At 70.3% G+C, this 25,187-nt stretch carries 15 protein-coding genes; 11 read left to right on the top strand and 4 right to left on the bottom strand.

The window, feature by feature from the left end; genetic code table 11:
- The first annotated feature begins 27 nt into the window (after nt 1-27).
- From ACSMFO_RS35590 to ACSMFO_RS35550, 9 genes are read left to right on the top strand one after another with little or no spacing between them, the layout of a single operon-like run.
- Nucleotides 28-648, top strand: coding sequence for a YbaB/EbfC family nucleoid-associated protein (locus ACSMFO_RS35590; protein WP_436462009.1), 621 nt, complete (start codon nt 28-30; stop codon nt 646-648).
- Nucleotides 648-977, top strand: a complete 330-nt coding sequence (locus ACSMFO_RS35585) for a WXG100 family type VII secretion target (protein ID WP_360083597.1) — start codon at nt 648-650, stop codon at nt 975-977. Before ACSMFO_RS35590 ends, ACSMFO_RS35585 begins: the two co-directional genes overlap by 1 nt.
- Before the next feature lie 10 nt (nt 978-987).
- Nucleotides 988-8,085 carry a toxin glutamine deamidase domain-containing protein gene (locus ACSMFO_RS35580; RefSeq protein WP_436462048.1) on the top strand — a complete coding sequence of 2,366 codons (7,098 nt, stop codon included), beginning with the start codon at nt 988-990 and terminating at the stop codon, nt 8,083-8,085.
- A complete protein-coding gene (locus ACSMFO_RS35575; protein ID WP_037334040.1) occupies nt 8,082-8,528 on the top strand; it encodes a hypothetical protein in 447 nt (148 codons plus the stop codon). The genes ACSMFO_RS35580 and ACSMFO_RS35575 overlap by 4 nt, the downstream gene beginning before the upstream one ends.
- A gap of 5 nt (nt 8,529-8,533) precedes the next feature.
- A complete protein-coding gene (locus ACSMFO_RS35570; RefSeq protein WP_436462008.1) occupies nt 8,534-10,003 on the top strand; it encodes a TNT domain-containing protein in 1,470 nt (489 codons plus the stop codon).
- The gene (locus tag ACSMFO_RS35565; RefSeq protein WP_436462007.1) at nt 10,004-12,250 is read left to right on the top strand and encodes an ADP-ribosylglycohydrolase family protein; all 2,247 of its coding nucleotides are present in this window, start codon (nt 10,004-10,006) and stop codon (nt 12,248-12,250) included. It abuts the gene before it with no gap.
- Nucleotides 12,251-12,261: 11 nt separating this feature from the next.
- A complete protein-coding gene (locus tag ACSMFO_RS35560; RefSeq protein WP_436462006.1) occupies nt 12,262-14,280 on the top strand; it encodes a YrhB domain-containing protein in 2,019 nt (672 codons plus the stop codon).
- A 3-nt stretch (nt 14,281-14,283) separates the two neighbouring features.
- The gene (locus tag ACSMFO_RS35555) at nt 14,284-15,399 is read left to right on the top strand and encodes an ADP-ribosylglycohydrolase family protein (protein ID WP_436462005.1); all 1,116 of its coding nucleotides are present in this window, start codon (nt 14,284-14,286) and stop codon (nt 15,397-15,399) included.
- A 40-nt stretch (nt 15,400-15,439) separates the two neighbouring features.
- Nucleotides 15,440-17,362: a TNT domain-containing protein gene (locus tag ACSMFO_RS35550; RefSeq protein WP_436462004.1), complete on the top strand. Its 1,923-nt coding sequence runs from the start codon at nt 15,440-15,442 to the stop codon at nt 17,360-17,362.
- A gap of 60 nt (nt 17,363-17,422) precedes the next feature.
- On the opposite strand, the gene ACSMFO_RS35545 is transcribed toward ACSMFO_RS35550, so the two are convergent.
- The 4 genes from ACSMFO_RS35545 to ACSMFO_RS35530 all read right to left on the bottom strand — a co-directional run bounded on the left by ACSMFO_RS35545 (nt 17,423) and on the right by ACSMFO_RS35530 (nt 22,102).
- Nucleotides 17,423-18,409 carry an LLM class flavin-dependent oxidoreductase gene (locus ACSMFO_RS35545; protein WP_436462003.1) on the bottom strand — a complete coding sequence of 329 codons (987 nt, stop codon included), beginning with the start codon at nt 18,407-18,409 and terminating at the stop codon, nt 17,423-17,425.
- Nucleotides 18,410-18,428: 19 nt separating this feature from the next.
- Complete coding sequence (locus tag ACSMFO_RS35540; RefSeq protein WP_436462002.1) at nt 18,429-19,280, bottom strand: class I SAM-dependent methyltransferase; 852 nt, start codon at nt 19,278-19,280, stop codon at nt 18,429-18,431.
- 16 nt (nt 19,281-19,296) lie between these two features.
- Nucleotides 19,297-20,604 carry a sensor histidine kinase gene (locus ACSMFO_RS35535; RefSeq protein WP_038522030.1) on the bottom strand — a complete coding sequence of 436 codons (1,308 nt, stop codon included), beginning with the start codon at nt 20,602-20,604 and terminating at the stop codon, nt 19,297-19,299.
- A 79-nt stretch (nt 20,605-20,683) separates the two neighbouring features.
- Complete coding sequence (locus tag ACSMFO_RS35530; RefSeq protein WP_436462001.1) at nt 20,684-22,102, bottom strand: CCA tRNA nucleotidyltransferase; 1,419 nt, start codon at nt 22,100-22,102, stop codon at nt 20,684-20,686.
- 147 nt (nt 22,103-22,249) lie between these two features.
- Here ACSMFO_RS35530 and ACSMFO_RS35525 point away from each other — a divergent pair, with 147 nt between their 5' ends.
- Nucleotides 22,250-22,774, top strand: coding sequence for an NUDIX hydrolase (locus tag ACSMFO_RS35525; protein WP_016338342.1), 525 nt, complete (start codon nt 22,250-22,252; stop codon nt 22,772-22,774).
- Entirely contained in the window at nt 22,771-24,912 is a 2,142-nt protein-coding gene (locus ACSMFO_RS35520) for a DUF6049 family protein (RefSeq protein ID WP_436462000.1), read from the top strand. Before ACSMFO_RS35525 ends, ACSMFO_RS35520 begins: the two co-directional genes overlap by 4 nt.
- The last annotated feature ends 275 nt before the right edge of the window (nt 24,913-25,187 follow it).

Genomic DNA, 25,187 nt, shown 5'->3' with positions numbered 1-25,187 from the left:
CGGGATCCAGCACTAGCGGGGGCTCAAGTGACGACGGCCGGCGACGACAGCGCACGCCTCGAAGCGCGCAATGCCGCCATGAAGGACCAGGTCGACACGCTGCTCGAACAGTTCGAGCGCCAGACGGCCCAGCTCCGGGACGCGCAGGAAGCCGCTTCGCAGACCTCGGCGACGGTGGTCTCGCAGGACGGCCTCGTCCGCGCCACCATCGACGCGACCGGCACCCTCGCCAAACTCGAGATCCAGCCGAACGCCTTCGAGCGCACCAACCCCGCGCAGCTGGCCAACACCGTGCTGTCCCTGGTCCGCCAGGGATCGCTGCAGGTCAAGCAGCAGGTCGCCGAGCTGATGGCCCCGATCACCGAAGGGCTGCCGGACCTTTCGGACCTCATCGAAGGCGCGCCTTCGCTGCAAGGGCTGATGCCGGCCATTCCGGACTTCCTCGCTGCCGAAGAGGAAGAGGAGCCGGCGAAGTCCGACGAAGACTTCGACGCCCCGCTGATGATCAAGGACGACACGCCGCCGCCTCCTCCGCCACCGGCCGCCCCGCCCGCGCCGCCGACGCCGAAACCGGTTCCGAAACGGGTGCGTCAGCAGGACGACGATGAGGAAGAGCCGCCTTCGAGCTGGCTGACCAGGGGAGTCTGATGCCGAACGGTGGGGGCGGCGCCGGATTCACCGCGGATCCGGATGCGGTGAAGTCGGCCGCGGCCAAATTGGGGATCGCCGCGGACCAGCTGGACGAGGCGGGCAAGGAACTGCTGGCCGCGATGAACTCGCTCGGCCAGTGCTGGGGCAGCGACGACGCGGGCAAGGAGTTCGCGAAGGACTACGAGCCGGGCGCGCAGGGCTCGTCCGAGGGGTTCGCGAACATCGTCGAGGCGCTGCGGGGCATGCAGCACAACGTCGAACGCTCGATGACCGCGTTCACGAACGCCGAGGAAGAGATCAAGTCGACGCTGGACAAGAAGGTCTAGCGCCGTGGGTATGGAGATGCCCGACGCGGTCAAGTGGCTCTTGCCGATCGTCGTCGGGGAAAGCTGGCCCGAAGGCGACGAGGACAAGCTCCGCGAACTGCGCGACGCCTGGCACAACGCCTCGAAGGCGATCCAGCCGATCGCCGACACCGCGACCAAGGGCGCCACCGAGGTCCTCGGCGGCTGGAGCGGTCAGGGCGCGGAGAAATTCGCCGAGGCCTGGAAGAAGTTCGTCGAGGGCGACGAGGCGTATTTCAAGTCGCTCGCCGATTCTTCGAAGGCGCTCGGCGACTCGTGCAACGCGACCGCGCTGGACGTCGAGTACACGAAGTACATGATCATCATCTCGCTGGTGATCCTCGCCGCCCAGATCGTCGCGATGATCGCGGCCGCGGCGGTGACGTTCGGCGGTTCGACGGCCGGGATCGCGCCGGCGCAGATCGCCACCCGCATGACCGTCCAGATGATCTTCCGCCAGCTGATGCAGAAGCTCGCGCAGGAAGGCTTCAAGAAGGTCGCGAAGGAACTCCTGGAGAAACTTCTCAAAGAGGGCCTGAAGAAGATCGGTAAAGAGGTCCTGCAGAACACGGCGATGAACCTCGCCATGGACGCGGGGATCCAGGGCCTGCAGATGGCCAAGGGCGACCGCGACAGCTGGGATTTCAGCAAGACCAAGGATTCCACGATCAGCGGCGCCGTCGACGGTGTCGTGGGCGCGGGCAGCAGCAGTATCGGCAAGGGCGCCACCAAGGGACTGTCCGACAGCGTCGGCGGCCAGATCGTCGACAGCGCGGCGCGGGGTGCCGTGCGCGGAGCGGCCGAAGGCGTCGCCAGCACGGTCGGGCAGGCCGCCGTCACCGGTGACCTGGACAAGCTTTCGGCCAAGGACGTGCTGATGGGCGCGTCCGGCGGGGCGGTCGGCGGTGGTGTCGACGGGGCGAAGAGCCAGATCGGCGACATCAAGGCCGCGAACACGCCCGGTCCCGCGGCGGGTGACGGGCCTTCGACGCCGGATGTGGACTCGGGGGATTCCGGGACGCCTTCGCGTACGCCGGGTTCTTCGGATTCCGGTTCTTCTTCGCGATCGGACTCTTCTTCTTCGGACTCGGGCTCTTCGCGGTCGGACTCGGGTTCTTCGTCGGATTCCTCGTCGCGGTCGGACTCTTCGCCGGACCCGGCGCCACGGTCCACTTCGGACAGTGATCCTTCGCCGCGGAGTTCGTCCGCCGATCCGCAACCCCAGCGGGCGGCCGACGGCGATCGGGTCAGCCAGTCCTCGACGCAGGCTCCGGAACGTCCGGCGGACACCGGCGACGGTCAGCGGGCGGCACAGACCCACCAGAACGCACCGGTCGCGGACAACGGATCCGGTCAGCAGCACCAACAACAGCAGCAGGCCGCGGCGGGGAACCAGCAGCAGTCGCCCGCCGCCCAGTCGCAAACTCCGGCGCAGGCTCCGGCGGCGAGCCCTGCCCAGACACCGGCTTCGAGCCCGGCACCGAGCTCGTCGCAAGGACCTGTGTCCAGCCCGTCACAAGGACCGGCGTCCAGTCCGGCACCGAGTCCTTCGCCGAGCCCGTCGCAGTCCAGCGCGATGCCGCCCGCCGCTTCCTCGGGCGCGCCGTCGAGTTCCGGCGGCTACGGCATGGCGTCCGGCTCGTCCGCTCCGTCGGGTGGCTACGGCATGGCGCCCGGCGGCAACCCGCCGGGCAACGGGCCCACACCAGGTGGTTTCCCGCCCGGCGGACACGATCCGTCCCGGCCTCCCCGGCCGAACGACGGCGTCCAGGCCGCGGGTCTCGCCGGGAACGGCGGACCGCAGCAGCCGCGGTTCGACCAGCCGCCCGCGCCGATGCCCTTCCAGGGCCAGCAGCCGATGCAGCCGCCGCCTCCTCCGGGTGGGTTCGCGCCGCCTCCGGGTGGTGGCGGCGGACCGATGCCGCACCGAGGACAGCCGGGCCCGATGGGTCCGCGTCCGACCGGGCCGCAGCCGCCGCCCCCTGGTCACGGTGGACACCCGCAGGATCGTGGGCCGCGTCAGCGTCCTCAGCAACCGCCACAGCCTCCAGGTCCGCCGCGGCCGCCGCAGGGTTATCAGGGCAGGCCCGGCCCCGGACCTGGTCCGAACGGCGGGGTTCCGCCGCGCCCGCAGACACCTCCGCCGCCCGGACAGCATCCGGGCCAGCGCGGTCCGGCGGGCTACCCGCCGCCTCCGCCGCGGCCCCAGCACCCGGGCAACGGTCCGTTCCCCGGCAACCGCGGCCCGATGCCGCCGCCTCCGCCAGGGCACCACCCCGGTCAGCCGGGACGTCCCGGACAGCAGCCCGGACGGCCGATGCCGCCCGGCGCCGAGCCGCCGCGTTTCGGTGGTCCGCAACGTCCGCCGCAGGTCCCGGCCCCGCGCCCCGGCCACGACGGGAACGCGGGTCCCCAGCAGCCGCAGCGTCCGCCGCAGCAGCCGCCGGTGCGGCCGGTGGAGCACGCGCCGCAGCAGGTGCCTCAGGACCACGGCGCGAACGCGCCCAAGGACACCGAGCTCCCGAAGGACACCCAGGCGCCGAAGGACGTCGAGGCCCCCAAAGACACGGAAGTCCCCAAGGACACGGAGACGCCGAAGGACGTCGAGGCACCGAAGGACACCGAAGCGCCCACGCCCGACGACAGGGCCACTGTCGACGAGCCGTATCTGACCGACCCGGATTTCCACACCGACGATCCCGCCGCCTACCGCGCGCTCGCCGAGACGCAGATCGACAAACGCGGTTTCGACAAGGACACCGGGGAAGCGCGGAGTGAGCAGGTCCGCCGCGAAGGTCTCGCCAAACGCGACGCCCACGAAGATCCGCGCGTCAAGCAGATGTCGGATCAGGGCGCGTACGCGGTGCACAGCTACACGCGCACCGACATGGCCGAGCGGATCACGCACGCCCAGCGCCACGGCGGCCCGGAGCTGGACGCGCTCCGGCCGCATATCGAGGCGATCACCTCCGGCCTCAACGAGATGCCCGCCTACGACGGTCTCGTCTCGCGGCGGGTGAACTTCAACGGCAACGAGAGCGCGATCCGGGCCTTCCTCGAAGCGCACGCCAAGGGCCAGGTCATGGTCGACCCGCAGATGCTGAGCACGTCGCGGGTCACGCCGGACCATCCGCGCAGCACCTTCCCCGGCGAAGTCGAGATGCGCATCCAGTCGAAGACCGGCCGCCACATCGAAGACCTCGCGTCCAAAAAGGACGAACGCGAAGTGCTGATGAAGTCGGCCACGCAGCTGCGCGTCACCGACGTCAAGATGGGCCCGGGGCATCCCGACCACCCGGACTACAAGAAGCGGCTGGACGACGGTTCGCCGAACGACCTGCCGAAGTGGATCGTCGAATGCGAAGAGGTCGTCGCCGGTGACGACGGCCACCTGAGCCCGGACGAGGTCCACCAGAAGGTCGCCGAGCGGCGCGACTACAACAACGCCGTGCAGGAGCGGTTGGCGCAGGAAGCCGCCGACCAGGAAGCCCAGCTGCGCCGCGATCACCCGGAGCTCTTCCAGTCCAAAGGCCTCGACGCGTTCGAAACCAAGCTGGCCGACGGCAAGGGTGGCTGGGTCGACGCGTCGGACGTCCCGGTGCGGGAGACCCCGAAGCCGCCGCGGGAGCACGCTCCCGACGGCGGCTGGTCCGAGCTGGCGAAGCCGCTCGAAGAGGGCGGGACGCCGGTCATCCACGCCGGTTCGACCGAGACGCCGCACCAGCAGGTCCGGCTGGTCATGGACGAGCTTCCCGCGATCGGCGAGGCCAACACCCGCAACTACTACGCGCCCGAATCGTGGAAGGACGGCTACCAGACGAACTCGGCCGAGGCGCTCGTCGCGTTCGAGAACCGGATGGACGGTGGCGACGCCGTCGCCGGGCCAGCGACGGCGGGTTCGCCGCTGCAGCACGTCAGCGACCGGCTCGGCGGGCAGTGGTCGGATCGGAACGGTTTCGCCGACGTCGCCCGTGAGCTGGGCGAACGTCCGGTCGGCGCGCGGACCGCGGTGGCGTTCGAGCATCACGCCCCCGCCGATCCGAACGCGCCGGAGGGCTCGCCGCGGTCCAAGGACCGGATCGAGACGCGCATCGTCGCCGCGGTGAACACGCCGCACGGCGTCGTCTTCGCCGACCCGATGACCGGGCGGCTCGCGACACTGCCCGACGATCCGACGTCGATCAAGGCGATGCCGATGGGCGGCGGCGACGCTCCGCACGTCCACTCGCCGGAAGCACCGGAAACCACCCACGCCGACAAGACCGACAAGACCGACGAAGCCGAAACCCCGGTTCAGGAGCAGGCGCCCAAGACCGAGGTCGACATCGCCGAGCGGCTCAAGGGTCCGGAAGAGACGCCGGCGCGGCTCGACGAGAGTTACCTCGGCGACGAGAACTTCCGTGGCACGCCTGAGGATCACAAGAGCCTCCGTGACCGCTACGACTCCGCCGACCTCGCCGAGCAGGCCCGCGAAAAGGCGCAGAGGCGTCTCGAAGCGAGCCCGCTGAAGGACCGCGTCTCGCCCGAAGCGGCCGAAGCGATCTACTCGTACTCGCGCGAACACGCCTACGCGATCAACGAAGCGAATCGTAAGGGTGAGTCGCACCCTGACTTCGAGAACGCGCAGCGCAGCACCCGGGCGATCGTCGGCGCGCTCAACGAGCTGCCGGACTTCCACGGCGAGGCCATCCGCGGCATCGACACCAAGGGCGACATGCGGGCCGCCGCGATCATGGCGGCGCACTACGAGCCGGGGCAGACCGTCCCCGAGCCGACGATGACCAGCTCCACCATCAAGACGTCGCCGGACACGAAGTCGAAGTTCGGCCAGGACGTCGAGATCCACATCGTCTCGAAGACGGGCAAGGACGTCTCGTCGCTCGCCGAGAACCCCGGCGAGAACGAGGCCATCAACAAGCCGGCCACGCAGCTTTACGTGCACAGCAAGGAGTTCAAGACTCCGCCGCTGGTCGACCGGCCGAAGTGGGTCATCCACGCCGAAGAGGTCACTCCCGGCGACCCGCGCTACCTCGACCCCGAGACCGCCAAGCAGAAGATGGACGAGCGGCGGGCCCGGCACGCCGCGGAGGCACCGGAACTCGCCCGTCTCGCCCAGGCGCAGTCGATGGCGCGCCTCGGTGGTTTCGACGAGCCGCAGACCCCGCATCTCACCGCGGAAAACCCGGCGGAGCACGGGGTCGCGGACGCCGACAAGGGTCCCGAGTACGGCGAGCAGCCCGCTCAGGACCACTCCGCCACCGACGACACGGCCGAACTGCCGGTCCCGGAGCGCGACTACTCGTCGATGGCGGTCGCGACCAACCCGCCGAGCGAACCGGCGATCCACGCCGGTTCGGCGAGCCCCGAGCAGCAGGCCGCGTACATCGCCGACCGGCACCCGCGGCTCGGCGAGGTCAACCCGCACTTCAACGATCCCGACGCGCTGGCGAACGGCTACCGCTCCAACTGCACCCGCACGCCGGGCGCGTACATGGACCGGCTGAACGGCATCGATTCGACCGCCGATCCGCTGCTCGTGCACGAGATGGACAGCCGCGGCACGCTGGAACACGTCGAAGAGCGGTTCGGCGGGCAGTTCTCCGACCGTGCCGACTACGACACCGTGATCCGCGAGATGCGCGGCATGCCGACCGATCACCACGCGGTCGTCGCCGTGAAGTACCTCGACGAGAACGGCGTCGAGCGCGGGCACGTCGCGATGGTGGCGAACACGCGTGACGGCGTCGCGTTCCTCGACCCGCAGTCGGGCGCGCTGATGAACCTGCCGCATCCGCCGCTGGGCATGAAGCTGATGCACGTCGGTGTCCCGGAGGGCCCGGCCGCGCAGCACACCGACGGGCACACCACGCGGACGGAGACCTCGTCGACGCGGCCCGTCGACCCGCGGATCGCGTTCGCCAGGGAAGACACCCCTGACGTGCAGCCGTCGCGGATCGGGCCGGACGGCCGTCCGATCGTGACGCCGCCGCACGACGCGGGCTACGGCATGGCCCACGACGAGCAACCCCGGGCCGACGTCGAACGGTTCCTGAACGATCCCGAGGTCGCGGCCGCGGTCGACGGGCTCGACCCGGACAAGAAGCGGGCCGTCCACGAGGACGAAAACGGGGTCAAGCACGACGTCGGCCCGATGCGGGACTTCATCCGCGAGCACCTGCCCGCGCATCCGGAACTCGTCCGGCTGATGGAGCACCCCGACAACGCGTACCTGCGGGCTTCGCTGCTGAACAACCCGATGACGATCGGCAGCCTGCTGCTGCATCCGGAAGCCATCCCGATCCTCGAAGACGCGCTGCGTGACGTCGAGGAACGCGGCCACCGGATGATCGACGACGTCCACCAGGACGGTCCTGGCGACACCCCGCTGACGCAGGAGCAGCGGGACCTCGCGAACGCGGCGGCGGACATCGCCGCCGACGTGGAACCGGGCGATCAGTACCACGCCGGCTTCGATCGCGCGGACAAGGGCGACACCGCGAAGATCCAGGAGTTCCTGGACGCCGAACGGGAGGCGTGGCCGCAGAACCAGGGCGACCTCAACCGGATCGCCGAGCGGATCGCGGCCGACAACAACGGAGAGTCCTCAGGGCGTCCCGGCCCGAAGGACGACGACCGCGCGAAGGCGAAGATCGAGGGCTACGACGGCGACGCGTCGAAACTCACCGACCTGGTGGGCGTGAAGATCCAGTTCGACACGCTGGCCGACGTCTACAACGCGCTGAACGCGGTGATGGCCGATCCGGACCTCCGGATCGTCAGCTTCGACGATCGGTTCGCGAATCCGCAGGACAGCGGGTACCGCGATCTGCAGATGAACGTCCGGCTGCCGAACGGGCACGTCGCCGAACTGCGGCTGCACCTGCGGCATATCGACACCGTCTCGGCCTACGAACACGCCTTGTACGAGGTCCGCCGCGACTTCCCGACGTACAACCGGACACTGGACGCGGACAACAAGAAGCGGTTGTCCCCGGAGCAGGCCCTGCTGGAAGCGGCCCTGATGGACCGGGTCCGGGAGAAGTTCATGGCCGGTCTCCGCAAGGGCCTGCCGCCGGAGGAGAGCACGTGATCCAGACACCGTCCTTCTACACGTACTTCGGGAAGACGTACCGCGTCGAGTCGACTCCCGACGGGGGCCTGACGGGTTACCTCCTCAACCTGAGCTCCGGCGAGTTCGACGAAAAGCCGGAGCACGTGCGCGAGGTCCTGCGGGCGATGGCGAGTTCGGACATCAGCAAGGTGCCCGAGGAGAAGTTCGTCCAGGAGACCGAACGCGCCCGCGCGTACGAACTCAAGGGCGACGGTCCGATCTTCGCGCTGTACGAGACCATCGACGGCCTCTACCAGCAGGCCAAGAGCGAGAACCGGCGCGTGGAGCCGCAGGAATCGGCGTTGATCAAGTCGCTGCGCAAACGCACCTTCAAGATGTGGGAGGACGAGCTGGCCCGCCGCGCCGCCGGTGAGCCGCCGTCGTTCCGCGCGGAGCCCCGTTTCCCGAACCGGGCGCGATGATTCACGTGGAACAACTCACTCCGGAACACCAGCGCGGACTGCTGGTCCAGATCGGCAGGCTCATCCTGGCGGGGATCACCGACCCCGCCCACGCCGCGGTCGCCGATTTCCGGCAGGCCGGGGAGCACACCGAACTCGAGGGCCACAACCTCGCACCCGCGCCCGAGCTGAACGAGCTCTTCGGCAGGCTCCGCACCGGGATGTACGCGACCGGCCGGGGGACCTGGCTCCAGTCGCGGTTCACGCTGAAACCCGACGGCACCTTCGACTTCGACTTCACCCTCGACGACGAGCCGTCGTGGACCGAGGCACCGCCGTCTTCTGCGTACCCGGACGAGCTGGCCGCGTTCCCGCGCGACGACGAGCACGTCCCGGACTGGTGGCGGCTGCGCGCGCAGCTTCCGTTGCGCGTCGAGTTCCGGCACGCCCGGATCGTCGACGCGTACACCGAGGGCGAGCCGCCGGTGGTGGACCGGCCGGAGCTCGACGACTCCGAAGCGCCGCTGGTCGCGCAGTATCTCGAACGGGAACCGGCGATCCTGTCCGGCAGCGGCCTCGGCAAGGACATCTTCGATCCGGAGGCCGACGGCGACGTCCCGGAGAGCTACCACACCGACGGCACCTGGATCTGGCACGCGTCCGTGCCGCACTACCTGCGGAAATACGGGATCCCGCCGGAGCCGGAGCTGGTCGCGCACATCCGCGGCCAGCGGTTCCAGCCGCCGTACGTCGAACATCTGGTGCGGCGGACCGCGGAAGCGGATCTGCTCGGGAAGCCGAGACCGAGACCGGGCCGCTCCGACGTCAAGAAGACCGAGGGCGACATCGCCGCGGAGCTGGAGACGTCGCCGAATCCGGAGCTGACCGACGAAGAACTCCTGGTCGTGCTGGTCGGCAGACTCGGCGAGCACGCCGTCTGGCCCGAGGCCTACCGCATCGGCGACCGCGCGGACGGCGCCTGGTGCCTCAACTTCACCGAGAAGGGTTGGGAGGTCGCGGCCTACTCGGACGGCGCCGCGGTCTCGCCGAAGTATTTCGACAAGCTCGAAGACGCGTCGCATCAGCTTCTCGGCGCGGTTCTGCTGCATCCGGCGCGGATGACCGCCGGACACGAGACGCCGCTGGAGACGGCGAAGGAACTCGCCGACTGGCCGGTGCACGCGGCGCCGGGTGAGCCTCCCCTCACCTTGCTCCGCAACAAGCGCGTCAGCCGGATGGTCGCCGGTACGGTCGTACTGCGGTTCGGCGAGGAAACCGGCAATCTGGTTCACCACGGAGGGGTACGGTTCGCCACGACGTCCCTGCCGCTGGAACGGGAGCGCGTCGGTGGGACCTACCGGCTGCGACGCCCGCTCCACGTGATCATCGGTGTCACCGTCCCTTGGGCGAACATGCCTGGTGGGGCGGTGGCCTACGTGCTCCCGAGGACCATCGCCGAGCACGTGTCCGACGGCAGCCTGGAGAGGATCGAGTAGGTGGAATCGGCGGAAGCGGTAGCCAAGGTCGAAGAGTGGCTGCGCGCGGTCCACGGTCCGGACGTGTCCGAACCGGGCGGCGCCGGCCTGCGCGTGAACCACGAGAAGGTCCTGCGCATCCCTGAGGGCTGGTCGGTCCCCTACAACACGATCGCCTTCCTCGACGAGGGTCACGCCGAGAAGGAGATCTTCCCGCCGCCGTCGGTGATCGTGCGCGAGCCGGACGGCGAGCTGCGCCAGGCGCATCCGCAACCCGGCGGGCTCAGCGTCCCGGTCGCGTTCCCCGGCCAGGAGGCCTGGCGCGAGGTCGTCGACCCCGAGTACGCCAAGTCCGGTCTCGGTGACCTCGGCGTCCCGCCGGCGGTCGTCGCGGGCTGGGTCAAGGTCAACGCGGAAGGCGTGCAGACCGGGGAGGAACGGGAGAACCCCGAGTACAAGGCCGGTCCGGTCCGCCGTGGTTACCCGAAGCCGGAGAACAAGCTCGAAACGCTGCTGTCGTTCGCCAGCGTCGGCTGGCTGACCAGGGAACAGCTGCTCGTCGGGCTGCTGCGCTGCGAGGTCTACGTCCCGCTCGACCTGGCGTCGGGCAAGACGGAGCGGTTCTACTTCAACGAGGAACGCGCCGAGCTGCGCGTTTTCAGTTCCACCAGGAATCTCCCGTCCCGCGAACACGGGTACTGGAAGGTCGACATCGCCACCCTGGCCGGGTACGAGAGCCCGCCGAACCTCGTGATCAACGGCGGTCCCGCGACGTTCGAGGACGTCAGCGGCGCCGAGCTCGCCGAGACCGCGCAGCGGTTCCCCCGCCGGGGCCCGGGTGTCGACGTCAACGAACGCTGCCCGGAAGCGGAGCCGGAGCTGGAGGCCCTCGCCGCCGAAACCGCCGCGAAGATGGGCCTGGCCGAGCCGGTGAAGCCGCCACTGGCCGCGGCCGAGCGAGCACGCCGTCGCGGCTTCGAGCTGAGCGCCGAGGAATGCCAGAAGACCGTCCTCGGTCAGTCTTGGCTGGCCCGGCTCAAGCAGCCGGAGCCGCCTCGCGCCCGTCCGAACGACCTTCGGGCGAACGGCTTGGCGCCGGGCTACGACAACGAGGGGCAGATCCAGCCGCGTCTGGACACCTTCGGCAAGTACTTCGACCGAGACCGCTCCAGCTCGCGTTACGGCTGGCAGCGCGTCACGGGCGCGTACGTGGGCTTCGCGCTCGGCGAGGCACTCGGGGCGGCTGTCGATCGGATGCGGCTCGACGAAATCCACAACACGTACGGCCCCGAGGGCGTCTCGGACCTGACGGTCGCCTTCGACCTGCCCGGTCGCGTCGGGCCGCTCACCCAGCGGCTGCTGTTCTACACCGAGGCCGTGATCCGCAGCCCGCATCGCGAGCAGCCGGAGAACCGCGACGCCGAAAAGGCGCTCGGCACGGTCGCCCGCAACTCGCTGATGCGCTGGCTGCACACCCAGGGCGCGCCGCTGGACAACGCCGACGGCTGGCTCGTGAAGGTGCCGGAACTCCGCGTCCGCCGCACCCCCGACGACGCCGAGCTGAACGCGTACCACGCGCTGGCGACCGTCTCGCCGACGGCGATGCCGATGAGCGGGCCGGACGCGCTGGTCGCGGCGCTGCCGGCGGCGATGACCGCGGCCGGGCCGGGGAGCGCGATGAGCGGCGGCGTCCGGCAGGCGGTGCGCGACCTCGTCGCGGTCACGCATCCCGGCGAGGTCGACGTCGAAGCGGCGACCTACCTGACCTGGCTGTTCGAACCGGCGCTGACCTCGGAGGCGTTCAGCTACCCGATCTGGAACACCTCCCGCGAGATCTTCAGTGACCAGAACCCGCACCAGCGGGGACCGGTCTGGGCGGATCTCAAGGCGATGGTCGCGGAATCGGTGCCGTTCTTCGGCAAACACGGCCTGCCCGACCTGCGGGTCCCGGAGCTGATCGGCGACGGCAAGGGCACGCTTTCCGTGCTGGGCCGCGCGTTCGCGGCGCTGTCCGGGTTCGAGAACTATCCGGAGCAGGCGCTGCTGCGGGCGGTCAACCACTCGGGCCGCAGCGCGATCACCGGCGCCATCGCCGGCGCGCTGCTCGGCGCCCGCACCGGTATCCCGGGGCTGCCGCAGAAGTGGGTCGAGCAGCTGGAACTGCGTTACCTGCTGGAGAACATCGCCACGGACGCGTTCTGGCACTTCGACCGCCATTCGGCGCTGCACGAGGTCGACGGCTGGTCCCAGCGGTATCCCCGCTGGTGAACGAAATGGGGATGATGAACGAAGAGGAAGCCGTCAGCCGCGTCGAGGAATGGCTGACGGACCGAGGCGGGGAGGGGACCGGCGCGCTGCGGGTCCGCCGCGAGTACGTCGTGCGCGCGACCGACGGCTGGAACGTCACCTACAACACCGTCGGCTGGCTCGACGGCACCGACCCCGGCACGGGCCTGTTCCCCAGCCCGGTCGCGTTCGTCCCGGACGACGGCGGCGAGATCCGCCTCGACCTGGAGCTGATGGCCGTTTCGGCGGCGGGCGACGACCCGGACGCGTTCACCCGGTGGGCGGAAATCGTCGACCCCGAGTTCGATCCGGCCGCGGTCCCCGGCTTGCCCGTGCCGAAAGCGGCGATCCTGCGCTGGGAGCAGCACACGCTTCTCGGCGAGCCGACCGGCGCGGTCCGCGCGAACCCGGAGCACCGCCCCGGACCTCGATTCTCGGGCCGCCCGGCACCGGAAAGCCCGGTCGAGACGCTTCTCGGGTATCTCCGCGTCGAGTGGATCACGCCGGAGGAATTCGTCCATTGGATGCTCGACCTCGAAGTGCTGGCCCCGGCGAAGGACGGACACCTGCAGGTCCGCGACTTCGGTGACGCGGGCGTGCGCTTCGTCGTCTACACCTCCGAGGCCCAGGTCCCGTCGGAGTACACGGTGTGGCAGCGGATCCAGCCCCGCGTGCTCCTGCGCCGGGGCAAGGACACCCCGGGCCTCGGGCTGCTGGTCAACCCCGGCCGCCCGGAGACGTTCAACGTCTACCCGGAGACGCTGCGGCAGGTCGCCGACCTCGAACTCCCGGCCGGGACCGAGCGCCCCGAATCCGTCGGACGTCCCACCTACTTCAGCGGGGAGTACGACACTCCGGCCGTCGCGAATCTGCGGAGCCTCGTCGACCAGGCGCGGGACAACGGCTACCCGCTGAGCGGCGAAGAGCTCACCCTCTTCACGCAGGCCTCGACGCTGTCGTTCGAGCGCTCGCGGGCGAAGTACGACGGCCGTCCGCTGCCCGAACTACCCGAAGACCTGTTCGCGAACGGGCTGGTCACGCACTACTACGACAACGGCGAGCCGCGTCCGAGCGCCTGGACGTTCGGGAAGTTCTACGACCCGACGCTCCCCGTCGGCAGCTTCGCGTACCCGCGGCTTCTCGGCGCGTACGTCGGCTTCGCGCTCGGAGACGCACTCGGCTCGGGCGCCGATCCCGCCGACGGACTGCCGCTCGGCGGCCTGACCCGGCAGCTGCTGTTCCACACCGAATCGGTGATCCGCGGCCTGGACCCGACGCCGGACAAGCCCGAGATCCCAGCCTCGCTGCCCGCGGGCGGACGGCCGGACGGCTGGGTCGCCAAGGCCACCGCGTCCGCCGGACCGGCACCCGCCGAGTTCTCGGCCATGCTGGCGACCGCGCTCGCCGCGACGGTGACCGGTGGCGTGCAGGGTCCCGCCGACAGCACCTTCTACGCGATGAAGGTGGTCCGCGAACTGGTCGGTTCCGCGGCCGGTCACGAGGTCGTCCACGGCGCCGAACTGCTGGTGAACGTGTTCCGCGCCCAGCTCGCGGCCCAGAACGGCGAACCGGCGGTCGCGAACTTCCTCGAAGGCTTCGACGAGTACAGCGGCGAGGTCGGCGAGCTGGTCAAAACCGTGCTCGACCTCCGGAACGACATCGACGGCGATGACGTCGAGCAGTTCGACAGCATCGGCGACGGCAGGACGCCGCTTTCGGTGCTCGGCCGGGCCCTGTTCGCCGCCGCCAAGCGCGGGTACGACCCCGAAGCGGCGCTGGCGCTGGCCGCTCGCGGCGGCTCGGTGACGGCCGCGCTGACCGGGGCGATGGTGGGCGCCAGGCTCACCGTGCCCGGACTGCCGGAGGCCTGGCTCGCCGCGTACGACGGCCTCGGCGTCATCGACAATCTGGCTGGCGACGCCTATTACTACTTCAACCGCTTCGGCCTGCCCCGCGAGCCCGAAGAGCGGCGGCGCTGGGACGCGAACCGGTATCCACGAGGAGATCAGTAGGCAATGCGCGAGTGGCTTCAACATCCGGCGACCAGGTCGCGGCTGCGCGGCAGCCTGTTCGCCGGGGCGATCGGCGACGCGCTCGGCGCGAAGACCGAGTTCGACTCGATCGACCGCATCCGCGAGATCGCCGGCCCCGCCGGGATCACCGACCTCATCCCCGCGTACGGCGGCGTCGGGCGGATCACCGACGACACCCAGATGACGCTCTTCACCCTCGAAGGCCTGATCAGGGCCCATGCCGCCGCCCGCCGGGAGCAAGGGACCTTTGCTACCACCCCAGTAGAGCAGTCGCTCCAACAGGCCTACCAGCGCTGGCTGCACACCCAGGGCATCCCGTGGGAGCGGGCCCGCGGCCCGAAGGACACGAGCGCGGAACCGGACGGCTGGCTGATCACGAACCGCGAGCTGTTCAGCCGTCGCGCGCCCGGGCTCACCTGTTTCGGCGAGCTGGAGGCGTACGGCAGGACAGGCGTGCGCGTCGGCATGGACAGGCCGGTGAACAACTCGAAGGGCTGCGGCGGGATCATGCGCGCGGCACCGGTCGCGTTGTGGTCGGACGACCTCGCCGAGGTGTTCCGGCTCGGCGCCGAGAGCGCGGCACTGACGCATGGTCACCCGAGCGGGTATCTCTCGTCGGGCGCCTTCGCGGTGATCGTGCGCGAACTGCTGGTGGGGAAACCGCTGCTCGACGCCGTCGCGACCGCGCGTACCGAGCTGGAGAAGTACCGGGGGCACGAGGAGCAGAGCGTCGCACTCGACCAGGCGCTCGCCCTGTCACGGGAAGGGGCCCCGACACCGGAGAAGCTCGAAACCCTCGGCCAGGGGAACATCGGCGAAACCGCGCTTTCGATGTCGGTCTACGTCGCGCTGACCACCACGGACGCGAACGCCGCGCTGCTCGCGTCGGTGAACCACAGCGGCGACAGCGACTCGACGGGGTCGATCTGCGGAAACCTCGTCGGCGCGATGTACGGCGAGGAAGCGCTCAACACGGACTGGCTCGCGAAGCTGGAGCTGGCCGAGGTGATCGGACGGCTGGCGGACGACGCGCTCGCGGAGTTCGGCGGGAGCGCACCGGGTGACGACCGGTGGTACGCCCGCTATCCGGCCCACTAGATTTACCTCCGGTTTGGGGTACTTGGGGAGGGGACACATAGTGCGTTACCGGGTTCAAGCGGCGGAGCGGCCTGATGGCCTGTACGCCGTCTGGGGGGACACCGTCTTCGCGGCCCAGCGGTCGACCGAAGACGGCACGCTGCTGCTCATCGCGCCGCCGGGGGAAGCGGCGCCCGAGGGCTTCGACCGCGACTGGAACGGCCGTCCGGCCAGGGTCGTGCTGAACGGCGAGGCGGGCGCGACCTTCAGCCTGCAGTCGTACGGCCGGTTCGACGACGAGCACTTCCAGATCGCGCCGAGCACCGGCGGCGACCTGACATTGCGCTGGGCGGGCGAGGACGCGGCCCGCGCGGCCGAACTGGGCCTGACGGACTTCTCGACCACGGCCGCGCCGACGCGGCTGACGGCCTTGTGGCAGACCAGGCACGACTTCGTCGAGACGCCGGAATCCCGGCTTCAGCCGGGGACGGGCGATCAGGCCGCGCTGCTGCGCGCCATCGGCCGGACGCTGCTGCGGGTGCTGCCCGCCGGCTGGCAGCGGGTCGGCGCCCAGTTCCGGCAGGTCGGCGACTACTCCGAACTCGAGGTCCGCTCGGTCGGCGACGAGGGCAACGGCCCGGTGTCGGTGTCGATCGCGGCGCCGCCGGAGCTCGGTTCGCTGTTCGCGCGGCTGCGCGCGGCGATGCACCAGCCCGAGACCGGCACGTGGTTCCAGGGCACGTTCACGCTCGACTCGGAGTCGCACTTCGACTTCGATTTCGACGCCGACCAGGAGCCGACGTGGCGGCTCGCGCCGAACGAGGGTGGGAAGCCGTCTCCGCGCGCGTACGCGACCGAGCTCGCGATCTTCCCGCGCGACCAGAAGCACGTCCCGGCCTGGCTTTCGGCCAAGGCCGGTCTGCCGCTCGACGTCGTGTTCCGGCACGCGCAGGTCGTCGACGCGCACAACGAGGGCGAACGTCCGGTCGTCAACCGGCCGCCGGTGCCGCCGGAGATGATGCGCGGCGTCCTGGACTATCTCTTCCGCTCGCCGGTGGCGCTGACCCGGCCGGGCCCGCAGCCCGACATCTTCACTCCGAACGGCCCGCCGGACGTGCCGAACGCCTTCCACACCGACGGCGTCTGGATCTGGCCCGCGGCCGTCCCGCACTACCTGCGGAAGTACGGGGTGCCGCCGGAGCCCGAGCTGGTCGAGCACATCCGGGCCGCCGGTTTCCGGCCGCCGCTGGTCGGCGAGCTGGTGCGGGCGACCGCCGAGGCGGAGATCGTCGGCAAGCCGCGGCCGCCGCAGACCGCCGCGGATCTGCCGGACGAAAGTGCCCGCACCCGCGTCGAACGCGACGGCGAACCGGTCCGCGACATCCGGGCCGTCGAGGTGCTGGACGTCCTGTACCAGCGGCTGGCCGAGCACGGCGTGGCGCCGACGGCCTACCGGATCGGCGCGAACGCGGTACCGGAGCCGGGGCTCTGGACCTTGCGCCGCACCGAAAGCGGCTGGGAGGTGTCCCGTCCGCCGACCGACGAGCCGGTGGCGTTCGCCAAGATCGAAGAGGCGGCGCGGTTCTTCCTCGGCACCCTGCTGCTGTATCCGGCACGGGCCGCGGTGGGCGCGAGCGAGGAGGCCGACAACCCGGCCGACTGGCCGATCCTGCCGCTGCGCGGTGAGCCGCCGCTGAACTTCTTCCGGCGCAAGCGGATCGTCGTCCTCCCGGCGGGCACCACGGTGCAGCGGTTCGGGAACGAGACCGGGAACCTCGTGCACGCCGAATCGGCGCGGTTCATCGAGACGTCGCTGGCCGCGGACCGCGAACGGGAGCGCCGTCTCTACCGCGTCCTGCGGCCGCTGCGCGTGGTCACCGGCATCACCGCGCCGTGGAACGGGACACCGGGCGGGGCCGTGGCCTACGTGCTGCCCCGGCCGATCGCCCAGCATCTCGAAACCGGCGCGCTTTCCCGCGTCTGACCACCCGCATTTCGTCCTCTGAATGCGATTGATCGCATTCAGAGGACGAAATGCGGGGCGCTAAGAGGCCTTCGCGACCAGCTCGTAGGACCGGGCCCGAGCGGCCGCGTCGTACACCGGTGCCGTCAGCATCAGCTCGTCGGCACCGGTGGCCGCGGCGAGATCCTTCAGCGACCGCACCACCTTCTCCGGTCCGCCGTGCGCCTGTGCGGCGGTGAACCGCGCGATCAGCTCCTTCGACTCCGGCGTGAATTCGTGCGCTGCGGCCTGCTCCCTGGTCGGGAAGGCGAGGTCGCCGCCCTCACCGTTGAGCAGGTAAGACTTGATCACCGCGCACGGCCCGGCGACGTAGGCCGCTTCGGCGTCCGTGTCCGCACAGATGGTCTCGACGCAGAGGATCACGTACGGCTCTTCGCGCCACTGGGACGGCTTGAAGTTCTCCCGATACGCCTGCAAAACCTCGGCCGTGTTCTGCGGCCGGATGTGGTGTGCGACCGCGATCGGCAGGCCGAGCTCGGCGGCGAGACGGGCGCCGGCCGCACTTGAGCACAACAGCCACGGCTCCGGCGTCGGGACCTCGCCGGGCAGCACCCGGATTCCGCTCTCCCCGGTCAGATGACGCAGCAATTCGGCGACGTCGGCGCGGTAGTCGTCGTCCGTCGCCGGATCCGCGCCCCGCCGCAACGCACGGACGATCTTCTCGTCGAAGGTGCCGGGACCGCGCCCGACACCGAGATCGATGCGGCCGGGATGCAGCGCCGAGAGCGTCGCGAACTGCTCGGCGACCGCCAGCGGGGCGTGGTTCGGCGCCATCACCCCGCCGGAGCCGATCCGGATCGACGACGTCACCGCCGCCAGATGCGCGGCCAGCACCGGCGGCGAAGCCGTGGCGATGGCGGGCGAGCCGTGGTGCTCCGCGATCCAGACGCGGTGGTACCCCAGTTCCTCCAGTTTCGTGGTGACGGTGGCTGTCGAAGCGAGTACTTCGGTGGCCGCGCGGCCGTCCTCGACGATGGCGAGTTCGAGCGCGGAAAGCAGGATCCCCATACCCCCAACGTAACCAAACTCAGGACGCGGTGATCAGCACCGCGGGCGACCACCAGTAGTCCGCGAGCGGCTCGATCCGGATGCCGGTGAAGCCCGCTTCCTTCAGCTGCGAAGCCCAATCTGTGGCGGGCTGCTCCCAGTTCGTCCGGCCCGTCCCGGGTTCGACGAGGCCGAGCAGGACCGGCAGCAGGAACCCCTGCGCCACCAGCGACGCCTCCTTGCCGTACTCCGCGATCCCGCGTTCGTAGCGCGTGACCAGGGAAAGCACGTACTCGGCGGAGTCTTCGTCGTACTCGGGCACGTCGAATTCGGCCAGCACCAGACACGAGGTGCGGGGCCGCAGCGCCCGCAGGACCTCGGTGCGTTCGCCGGTCGGGATCGACTGGAGCGCGAAGGTCGACTGCGTCAGCTGCCACTGCTGGTCGTCTTCGCGGTCGAGGAACTCCTGCGCGGTGGCCTCCCAGGTGTGCAGGCCGCGGGTGCCGTCGAGATGCTTGCGTGTTTCCGCGAGCAGCGCGCTCGACGGCTCGACGAGATCGATCCTGCCCGGCTGCCGGTCCGCCTGTTCGAGGGCCGGGACGACGGCCAGCCCGTCTCCGCAACCGAGGTCGAGCAGGGAACCGACGGTGCCGTAGCGCCGGGCGAGCATGGCGCTGAGCTGCCGGTAGAGCTTGACGTTCCCGCCGCCGCGGATGAACGCCGTGAACGCGGCCGGCCGGTCGTAGACGGCACCACCGCCGCCCTCGGTCAGGTATCGGTGCAGTTCGATGCCGAGCGTGGATCCGGCCCGCTCGGCGAGGTCCGCTGCCTTGGCCCGGTCACCGTCGCGGTACGCGGTGAGCGCTTCGGCCAGGACGTCCGTTTTCTTCATGTTCTCCTGTTTACCGTCAGAAAGGCACCCAAAGGGTGACTCTGGTGCCATTGCCCGGAGCCGACTCCACCCTCGCGGTCCCGCCGACCTCGTTCAGGCGGGCGGTGATGGACTCGCTGATGCCGAAACCGGCGGGCCGGGTGTCGAGGCTGAACCCGGCGCCGTGATCGCGCGTGATCACCGCGACGCCGCCTTCCTGCTCCTCGACCCGCACGACGACCTTGTCCGTCCCGGCGTGTTTGAGCGTGTTGCGCAGCGACTCGCGGACGGCGTCGCGGATGGCGATCTGCCGCACCTCGGAAAGCGTGTCGTCGTCGAGTTCGGCGATCACGAGCTGGGCACGCAGCCCGTCCCGCGCCATCTCCGCCGCCAGCGACGCGAGTTTCTCGCCCAGCGGCCGCGAACCGGCCTCCGACCGTTCCGAAGCCTCGTTCTCGATCGTCCGCCGCAGCTCCATCGACTGCGCCCGCGCCAGCCGCTGCACCTCGGCGAGCCGCGTGGACGGGTCACCCTTGTTGGCCAGCGCGATCGCTTCGAGGGTCTGCAGCACGGAGTCGTGCAGCATCCGGTGCTGGCGGGCGCGTTCGGCGATCCGGCCGTTGCGGATGCCGTACGCGAGAGCGAGCCGGGTGCCGAGGCCGATCAGGACGAGGGCGCCGCTCGCGGTGAAGAGGACACCGAGGATCGACGGGAAGGTGGCCATGGCGTCGCCGGGCGCGGCGTGACCGGTGCCGAACACCGACGCCAGCATCCGCACCGGGAAGCTCACGACGGCGAGCGCCGCGGCGGCGGGCATGCCCAGCGCCAGCGCCAGCAGCGCGACCTCGCCGAGCAGGTGCTTGCCGGGCACCGCCATCGCCTCGGTGAAGACCGAAGCCGGCACCAGCGCTCCGACGGCCAGCGGCGCGAGCAGGGTGAACACGAGGTCGATCGCGAGCAGGCGGGCGGCGTGCTGCGGGCGGAACGGCGCCGAGCGCAGCATCCACCGGATCCCGTACAGCGAAAGCCCGACCGAGCCGAGCGCCACCAGCCCGACCGGGCCGATCCCGATCATGCCGTGCGTGGAGACGTAGACGCCGAACGCGCCGGGCACCGCGAAGAGCCGGTAGACCAGCGGCACGAGGGCGACGTAGCGGGCGGCCCTGAGCAGCAGGTTGTCGCGATGAGCCGTGTCGATGGGACCGGACATCTGCTGGATCCGCCGCAGCGCGCGCATCGGTGTCGGGTCGCCGACCTCGTCCGAAAGCTCGCTCGTCGCCGTCGCCAGCGCGGGCGCGCCACGACGCAGCAACGTCACCAGAAAACTGGGCGGCCGCTTCGCCATGGATTTTCCCCCTGCCCGGAGCACCGGCAGGAGTATCTCCGGTCAGACCGCGTGGATCCAGAGACCAACGGGGTTTATCTCAGCCTATGCCGTTCTCGGCGGCCCACTTCTTCAATTCGGCCACCGCCTCGTCGTGCTCCAGCGGACCGCGGTCGAGCCGCAGTTCCTTCAGGTGCTTCCACGCCTTGCCGACGTCCGGCCCCGGCTTGAGGCCGAGGATGCGCATGATCTCCTCGCCGTTGAGATCCGGCCGGACCCGGTCGAGGTCCTCCTGCGCCTGGATCGCTTCGATCCGCCGCTCGAGGTCGTCGTAGGTGGCCTGCAGCGCGGCCGCCTTCTTGCGGTTGCGCGTGGTGCAGTCGGCGCGCACGAGTTTGTGCAGCCGGGGCAGCAGGTCGCCGGCGTCGGTGACGTAGCGCCGCACCGCCGAATCCGTCCATTCGCCCTTGCCGTAGCCGTGGAACCGCAGGTGCAGGAACACGAGCTGGCTGACGTCCTGGACGATCTCCTTCGAGAACTTCAGCGCCCGCAAACGTTTGCGCGCCATCTTGGCGCCGACGACCTCGTGGTGGTGGAAGCTCACGCCGCCGCCGGGCTGGAACTCGCGCGTCGCGGGCTTGCCGACGTCGTGCAGGAGCGCCGCGAGCCGCAGGATCAGATCCGGCTCGGAGGTCGGTTCGTGCGATTTCTCCAGGTCGATCGCCTGGGCCAGCACGGTCAGCGAGTGCTGGTAGACGTCCTTGTGCTGGTGGTGCTCGTCGATCGCCAGCCGCATCCCCGGCACTTCGGGGAGCACGCGATCGGCGAGGCGGGTGTCCACCAGCAGCTCGATACCGGGCCGGGGGTCGTCCGCGAGCAGCAGTTTCGACAGCTCGGCCTGGACGCGCTCGGCGGTGATCCGGTCGATCTCCTCCGCCATCGACGCCATCGCGTCGACCACGCGCGGCGCCGCCGCGAACCCGAGCTGCGCGGAGAACCGCGCGGCCCGCAGCATGCGCAGCGGGTCGTCGGCGAAGGACTCCTGCGGGGTCGCGGGGGTGTCGAGCACCTTGTCCTGCAGCGCCTGAAGGCCGCCGTGCGGATCGACGAAGGTCTTGTTCGCCAGGTCGATCGCCATCGCGTTGACCGTGAAGTCGCGGCGGAGCAGGTCGCCCTCGATGCTGTCGCCGAAGGTGACCTCGGGATTGCGGCCGACGCGGTCGTAGCTGTCGGCGCGGAACGTGGTGATCTCCAGGGTCATGCCCTGTTTGGTCACGCCGACGGTGCCGAACGCGATGCCGACGTCCCACACCGCGTCGCCCCAGGCGCTGACGATCTTGAGCACCTGGTCCGGGCGAGCGTCGGTGGTGAAGTCGAGGTCGCTCGACAGCCTGCGGAGCATCATGTCGCGGACGCTGCCGCCGACCAGGTACAGGCTGTGTCCCGCCTTCGCGAAGAGCTTCGCGAGCTCGTCCGCCAGCGGGGAGATGCGCATCAGCTCCGTCACAGCGTTCTGCATCGCAGTGCTCTTCCCCGCAATCGCCTGCCCGGCGACCACCTTGTTCACGACAATCCCACCACGATTTGGATGTACTACTACGGCCCGGCCCAACACGGGCACGGTGAGCCAGCGTACCCGTACCGCCGTTTGCTCTAGCATCGCAGCATGTCTGGATCAGCCGGCCGCTCCGGCGCTTCGAAGCCGGGCCGCCGGCGGAGGCGCAGGCGGGGGCGGCGGCTGACCACGGTCGACGAAACCTCGGCCGGCGGACTCGTCGTCGACGCCGAACGGGCGAACGCCGCGCTGATCGGGCGGCTCGACCGGCACGGCAGACTGCTGTGGTCACTGCCGAAGGGCCACATCGAGGACGGTGAGACGCATGCGCAGACGGCGGTGCGCGAGGTGAAGGAGGAGACCGGCATCTCGGCGCGCGTCCTGCAGCCCCTCGGCACCATCGACTACTGGTTCGTGGCCGAGCGACGGCGCGTGCACAAGACGGTGCACCATTTCATCCTGGAATCCACCGGCGGCGAACTTTCGGACGAGGATGTCGAGGTGACCGAGGTCGCCTGGGTACCGCTCGCCGACCTGGAGACCAAACTCGCCTACTCCGACGAGCGCAAGCTGGTCCGGAAGGCCAAAGAACTCTTCGCGCAGCAACAGCACACCGCCGAGGGAGCACCTGAGTGAAGCGGCTTGCCGCCACTGTCCTGTCGATCCTGTTCCTGGCCATGGCCGCGTCGCCCGTCGCGGTCGCGCAGGCACAGGAACAGCCCCGGCTGCGCGTGGACCTCGACCAGCTGAATCCCCGCGTGATCACCACGACCTCGGCCTCGCTCACGGTCACCGGCCGCGTCACCAACATCGGGGACCGGCGGATCAGCAAGCTGAGCGTGCGGCTGCAGCTGGGCACCAGGCTGCAGAGCGAGCAGCAGATCGGCGACGTCCTCGCCGGTGACAAGTTCAAGGACCTCGGGGCGACCGAGTTCGTCGACCTCGAACCGGACGAACTGGAGCCGGGGCAGAGCGCCGCGCTGAACCTGTCCGTCCCGCTCGGCCAGTCGTCGAAACTGCAGTTCCCGAGGCCCGGCGTGTATCCGCTGCTGGTCAACGTCAACGGCACCCCGGATTTCGGCGGCCCCGAACGGCTGGCGGCGGTCACCCTGCTGATGCCGGTGCTCGGCGTCCCCGGCAGGGCCCCCGCGTCGCGTCCCACGTCGGCGCCGTCCACGAGCCTGCTGTGGCCGATCGCGAACAGCACCGTGCACGTCGTCTCGTCCCCGCTCGGCGGCCCGCTGACCCTGGCGGACGAACGGCTCGCCGGTGAACTGGCCGCGGGTGGCCGTCTCGACTCGCTGGTCGAAGCGGCGCGGGCGGCCGAGGCCGACACGAAGGTCTCGTCGTCGTTGTGCCTGGCCATCGACCCCGACCTGGTCGCGACCGTCGACGGGATGACCCGCGGCTACCAGGTCGCGGGCGGCGCTCCCGGCAAGGGCGTCGAGACCGCGAAGAACTGGCTCGGCAGGCTGAAGGCGCTGGTCGCGGGCCGGTGCGTGGTCACCCTCCCGTTCGCCGACGCCGACCTCACCGCGCTGTCGAAGGTCCGCGCGGGCGACGCCACCGACACCGCGCTCATGGCGAGCGCGCTGGGCGGCGCCGGGACGATCAAGAACCTGCTCGGCATCCAGCCGCAGGACGGCGTGCTCTGGCCCGGCGGCGCCCTCGATTCTCAGACCGTCGAAGCGATCGGCAAAGCCGGCGTCAAGACCGTGCTGACCGATTCGGGCAAGCTCCAGTCCGGCTCGCCGCTTTCGGGCGGGGTGTCGATCGAGGGAACGGACCTGCGCGCGCAGCCGATCGACGCGCTGATCTCGTCCGCGCTGAACGGCTCGGGCTCCACGCAGAACGGGCTCGGCGCCATCGCCTTCCGGGCGGGGCTCGGCGGGCAGCCCGAGGGTCCGGCGCGTTCTCGGCTGCTGATCGCGCCGCCGCGGCACTGGGCCGCGAGCGGCACGGAACTCACCACGTTCCTGGAGCGGATGGGTGACTTCTACACCGCCGGTCTGATCAAGGCGGCGCCGTTGCCCGAGTTGCTCGGCGACAGCCCGTCCGGGACGGCGTCGGTCAACTACGACCCGCAGGATCTGACGGCCGCGACCAGCGGTGACGTCACCGCGAAGATGTCCCAGATCGACAACGAGACGCTGGGCCTGTCGTCGGCGATGACGATGGATGCCACCAAACGAGTGAATCCGGCCGACGTGATCGCCCCGGTCCGGTTCGCCCTCATCCGGGCCGCGTCGACCTCGTGGCGCGGCGCGGACGCCGCGATCGTCACCGCCAACGCCCGCGGCGACCTCGAAGCGATCCGCGGCCAGGTCACCGTGGAGCGGCCGAAGCAGACGATCGCGCTGGCCTCCGGCGCGTCGCCCCTGCCCGCGTACATCACCAACGGCCTTCCGGTCGGCATCAACGTCCGCACCGTGCTCAAGAACAACGTGGGCCTGCGTCCCACCGAAGCCGTCCCGGAGCGGACCGTCCCGGCGAACGGCGCCATCAACCAGCTGCTGCCGGTCGAGGCGCTGCGAGCGGGCCGGTTCAGCGTCGACGTGGCACTGACCACGCCCGACGGGACCCCGCTCGGTTCCGACGCGCGGTTCGAGCTGACCTCCACGGAGTACGGCGCGATCACCATCATCATCACCATCACCGCGGCGGGTGCGCTGCTGCTCCTGTCGTCCCGGCGGATCTACCGGAGGATCAAGGACTCGCGGGCCGATCGGACGAACGAAACCGCCCCACGTGTGACCGAGGACGCACAGGTTTAAGTGTTTCCGGCCGTTCCCGATTACCCTGGGTCGAACGATGCCGCCGGGCATCACGTAGCCGAGCACCGAGGATTGGGCGCACGTTGGAAAGAGAGCCGGGTGTACCGCCCGAGCGTGCAGGCCGTCCCCGGCGCGAAGGTACTCCGCCACCGCCCCGCCGTACCGACGGACCGGCACGCCGTCCGGAGCGTCGCCAGCCGCCCCCGCAGCAGCCCCCGCCCGAACGCGGTGAGCGCCCGTGGCGGGCCGTGCCGCCGCCTCCCCAGCAGCCGCCG

The organism is Amycolatopsis sp. w19 (genome assembly GCF_051373225.1).
Taxonomy (GTDB): domain Bacteria; phylum Actinomycetota; class Actinomycetes; order Mycobacteriales; family Pseudonocardiaceae; genus Amycolatopsis; species Amycolatopsis japonica.
This window is presented reverse-complemented; position numbering and strand designations above follow the sequence as displayed.

What these genes read in the sequence shown, in the direction of transcription:
- ACSMFO_RS35525 (WP_016338342.1), top strand. Translation starts at nt 22,250, where the DNA reads ATGTCTGGATCAGCCGGCCGCTCCGGCGCTTCGAAGCCGGGCCGCCGG.
- ACSMFO_RS35545 (WP_436462003.1), bottom strand. Translation starts at nt 18,409, where the DNA reads ATGGGGATCCTGCTTTCCGCGCTCGAACTCGCCATCGTCGAGGACGGC.
- ACSMFO_RS35580 (WP_436462048.1), top strand. Translation starts at nt 988, where the DNA reads ATGGAGATGCCCGACGCGGTCAAGTGGCTCTTGCCGATCGTCGTCGGG.
- ACSMFO_RS35560 (WP_436462006.1), top strand. Translation starts at nt 12,262, where the DNA reads ATGATGAACGAAGAGGAAGCCGTCAGCCGCGTCGAGGAATGGCTGACG.
- ACSMFO_RS35540 (WP_436462002.1), bottom strand. Translation starts at nt 19,280, where the DNA reads ATGAAGAAAACGGACGTCCTGGCCGAAGCGCTCACCGCGTACCGCGAC.
- ACSMFO_RS35530 (WP_436462001.1), bottom strand. Translation starts at nt 22,102, where the DNA reads ATGCAGAACGCTGTGACGGAGCTGATGCGCATCTCCCCGCTGGCGGAC.
- ACSMFO_RS35585 (WP_360083597.1), top strand. Translation starts at nt 648, where the DNA reads ATGCCGAACGGTGGGGGCGGCGCCGGATTCACCGCGGATCCGGATGCG.
- ACSMFO_RS35535 (WP_038522030.1), bottom strand. Translation starts at nt 20,604, where the DNA reads ATGGCGAAGCGGCCGCCCAGTTTTCTGGTGACGTTGCTGCGTCGTGGC.
- ACSMFO_RS35555 (WP_436462005.1), top strand. Translation starts at nt 14,284, where the DNA reads ATGCGCGAGTGGCTTCAACATCCGGCGACCAGGTCGCGGCTGCGCGGC.